This window comes from Streptomyces polyasparticus (assembly GCF_014493765.1).
Taxonomy (GTDB): domain Bacteria; phylum Actinomycetota; class Actinomycetes; order Streptomycetales; family Streptomycetaceae; genus Streptomyces; species Streptomyces polyasparticus.
Genome location: NZ_JACTVJ010000074.1, coordinates 1 through 3246, shown reverse-complemented (window position 1 = coordinate 3246; position 3246 = coordinate 1). Strand labels below are relative to the sequence as shown.

The 3246-nt window shown below is 65.7% G+C and carries 2 protein-coding genes; both read right to left on the bottom strand.

What is annotated here, in order from left to right; all coding sequences use genetic code 11:
• Positions 1-786 precede the first annotated feature (786 nt).
• Positions 787-1629 carry a transposase gene (locus H9Y04_RS46410; RefSeq protein WP_214662295.1) on the bottom strand — a complete coding sequence of 281 codons (843 nt, stop codon included), beginning with the start codon at positions 1627-1629 and terminating at the stop codon, positions 787-789.
• Positions 1530-2240 (bottom strand): transposase, encoded by a 711-nt coding sequence (locus H9Y04_RS46405; protein WP_214662294.1) that lies wholly within the window; start codon positions 2238-2240, stop codon positions 1530-1532. Before H9Y04_RS46405 ends, H9Y04_RS46410 begins: the two co-directional genes overlap by 100 nt.
• Positions 2241-3246 lie beyond the last annotated feature (1006 nt).

Sequence of the window (3246 nt, the reverse complement as noted above, 5' to 3'; positions counted from 1 at the left end):
ACAAGGGGAGGTAGTCATGCCAACTCCGAAGGCCGGTAACCCCGTTGCGGGGCTACGAAAAAGGTAATGGGGGGGGGCTACCCCAAGACCAACGGCTTCACGGAAGATGCCGAAGAGCCAGCTTGTCATGGCCGCCGTCCGTGCGCGCGGCGCATCAGTGTCCGTCGCGGGCTCGAATACCGGGCGCAGGGCCAGAGGCCGAGTACGATCGGACTGGCCGTTCCTGTAGTGCGACCGCAGACACGAACAGCTTCGCGGCAAAGAATGTCGCAGGCCCGCACCTTCCGGCAATGGATGTGGGCCCGCAGTCCAGCCACCCCTCGCCGTCACGGTGCAGGTTGCTTTCCCCTCGCATATTGCAAGCACCCACGCGCCGCGAGGAGTTCGTGGGGCCCGCAGTCAGAAGGGGGAGATCTGCTGCGGGCCCCGGAGCCGACCTGGATGACGGATCCGGCCGGTCAACCGAGGTGACAACGCGGGGGATGCGTGTGCGACCTCGGGGGGCGAGCAGTGGACGACATTGCGGGGACGTCCGCCGCTCTGCTTTCGAAGGTAGCGCGAACACCAGGGATGCGTTGAGGGACCTTGGTCCTGCATAGCCCCGACTTCTTGTCAACTTTCGTCAGCCATTAGGTGATTGGTGCCCTCGGCGAAGGGACTGCGAGTGGTAGCGGTGGCTGGCGAGCATGGAGTGTCCTAGACATCGGGCCGGCCTGCAGTCGGTGGTGATAGCGGGTAGCCGGATGGTGTCCCGCCAAGGACACCGTTGGCGAATTCGGTGATAGTTCATTGAGGTCGAAGGCGGCGGAAGCGTGAGGTCCTGGTCTTGGCGAGGGGTGTTTCGGTGAGCCAGGCTTCGGTGCGGATGATGTTCAGGGCGGCGGTGGTCAGCTCGTGTTGGAAGCGCGTCTTGTCCAGTCCGCAGTAGCGGGTCCGGCGGAGTCCGCAGCGCCGGAGTCCTTGTCCGAAGGCTGCTTCGATGCCGGCGCGTGTCATGTATCGCCGCTTCCAGGAGTCGGTCTGCTGGGCCTGGCGGGTAAGCCGGATGGCCTCGTGCTCCTCGCGCGGGCCCAGGGTGACCTTGCGTTCTCCGGTCTTGGAGCGGGTGCAGAGGTTGCGGACCGGGCAGGGCAGACAGTGCTGTGGTGAGAAGAACACGTAGGTTTCGGGGTGCCCGCGTCGGCCCAGGTGAGGCTTCCAGCGGACGCTATTGTGTCCCTGGGGGCAGGTCGCCTGCCGGTTCTCCCAGTCGATGGTGAAGCTGTCGACGTCGAAGCCCTGGCCGGCACAGCCCTGCCAGGAGACGTCCTCATGGATCGGGCCGATCAGCTCGACCCCGTGGGCAGGTTGGCTGGTGGCCAGCAGAGCGGCCCTGATGTACCCGCGGTCGACCAGGTTCTCGTTGGCCAGCAGGCCGTCATCGGCGAGATAGACGTGAATCTCGTCGGTGACCTCCACATCGGTGATGGTGGCCACCGTCGTCGTCATGTGGGTGATCAGATGCGGGGCATCGCTGTCGCAGATCTCCGTCAGATGGATCTTGTACCCGCTCCCGTCACAGCCGCGCTTGATGTTGTAGCGGGCGTCAGGGTCGTAAGGCGACTCGAGGCGCTGATGTGAGGGCGGCATCTCCTTGGGCGTGCGCGCCCGCAGCCGCCCGCCTTCGAAGACGTACTGCTGGTCCCAGCAGGTTTGCAGTGCTTGGACCTGCGGCAGTTGGCGCAGCCAGGGCGGGGAGCCGGAAGCATAGAGCGCGTCGAGCAGGAGGATGCTGTCCTGCCCGCTCTGCTCGAAGTAGGCCGTGCGTTCCTGCTCTGAACGTGGCAGACGATAGTTCTCGATCCGCCGTCCGTAGCGGTCGAACCAGTCCGCGGCGCCAAGTCGGCCAGCCGCTCGGGCGCCACGGCGGCCAAGACGTTCAGGGCGGCCCGCAGATGCTCTGCGGTCAGTTCGAGGCGGTTCAACCGGCGCACAGCGGCAAGGACATGAGTGGAGTCGGTGCGCTGCCGACCGGGGCGTTTGAGCAGGCCCGCCTCGCGCATCTGGTCCAGGAGCAGATCCAGCAGGCGTTGAGGGTCCGTGCTGTTGATGTTGCGGTCGCGGAATTCGCTGAGCAGCGAGTGGTCGAACCCGGCGTCCGTCAGCTCCAGGCCCAGGAGGAACTTCCAGTTGATGCGGGCCCGGACGGCGGCCGCGGCCTGACGGTCGGACAGCCCCTCGGTGAACTGCAGGATGGACACAAGTGCCAGCTGGGCGGGCGACCAGCCTGGCTTCCCATGTGCCGGAACAGACCCGTGAAGTCCTCGTCCCGGAATACCGGCCCGAGCACTTCACGGAGCCGCACGCATAAACAGCCCTTCGGGAAAGCCAGACGCGCCACCTCGGCGGTCTGCTCGGGAACCTCACCCGGAACTCGAGGACGCAGCGACATCTCCGTCACCTCACGGTCGCATCCCCGCGCCAGTCGGCTCCATCATCCCGTGAGCTGGTGATCCCGGTACCGAACGACGAATTCGCCAACAGTGTCTTCGCGGGACACCATCGGTAGCCAGCTCCGATCGTGACCTTGTGCTGGATGCCAACTACCTTATCGGAAGATGTTCTCCGGCCTGTTGGCGCTGATCGTTGAGGACGTGGCGGATGGCGGTGACGCGGTGGTGGTCACTGCCCACACCCGGGGTGCGCCGGTGTCGTGTCCGATACACGGGACGCCGACGGCGAAGGTACACGGATATTCATCGTCGGACGGGAGTAGACATGCAGGTCGACGGCTACCTGGCCGCTGTCCACCTGCGGTCACGGCGGCTGGCCTGCCCAGTCCTCGGCTGTCGACGACTGACCATCCGCAAGCAGGTTCCGGGACGCCGGAGATCGTGTCCCTCGTCGTGGTGTTGCGGATCAATTGGAGGGTGTGTTCGTGGTGTTGGGCAGCGCGGGGGCGCCTTCGGGTGGTGGCTGGACGTTCGGCCAGTGCCTTGGCGGGAAGGTCGCGAACGCGGTCAGGTCCTTCCTTCGCGTCCAGCAGCATCGCTTTGACGTTGGGGAACTGCTGCCCGAGTATGTCGGCCAGGGTGTCGAGCTGGGTGCGCGCCATCTCGGCAGTGGGCTGAGTGACGATCGTGCGGATCGGCAACCATCTCGCCGGAGTCCCGGTCGATCACGTTGAAGTCATTGCGCAGAGAACTTGCACCGCTGCCAGGCCGCGCCGGGCATGACCGTGTGGACCGCGGCGGCCAGAGCGGAGTG

Coding starts and splice junctions, on each gene's coding strand:
- H9Y04_RS46410 (WP_214662295.1), bottom strand. CDS start 1,629: ATGCCGCCCTCACATCAGCGCCTCGAGTCGCCTTACGACCCTGACGCC.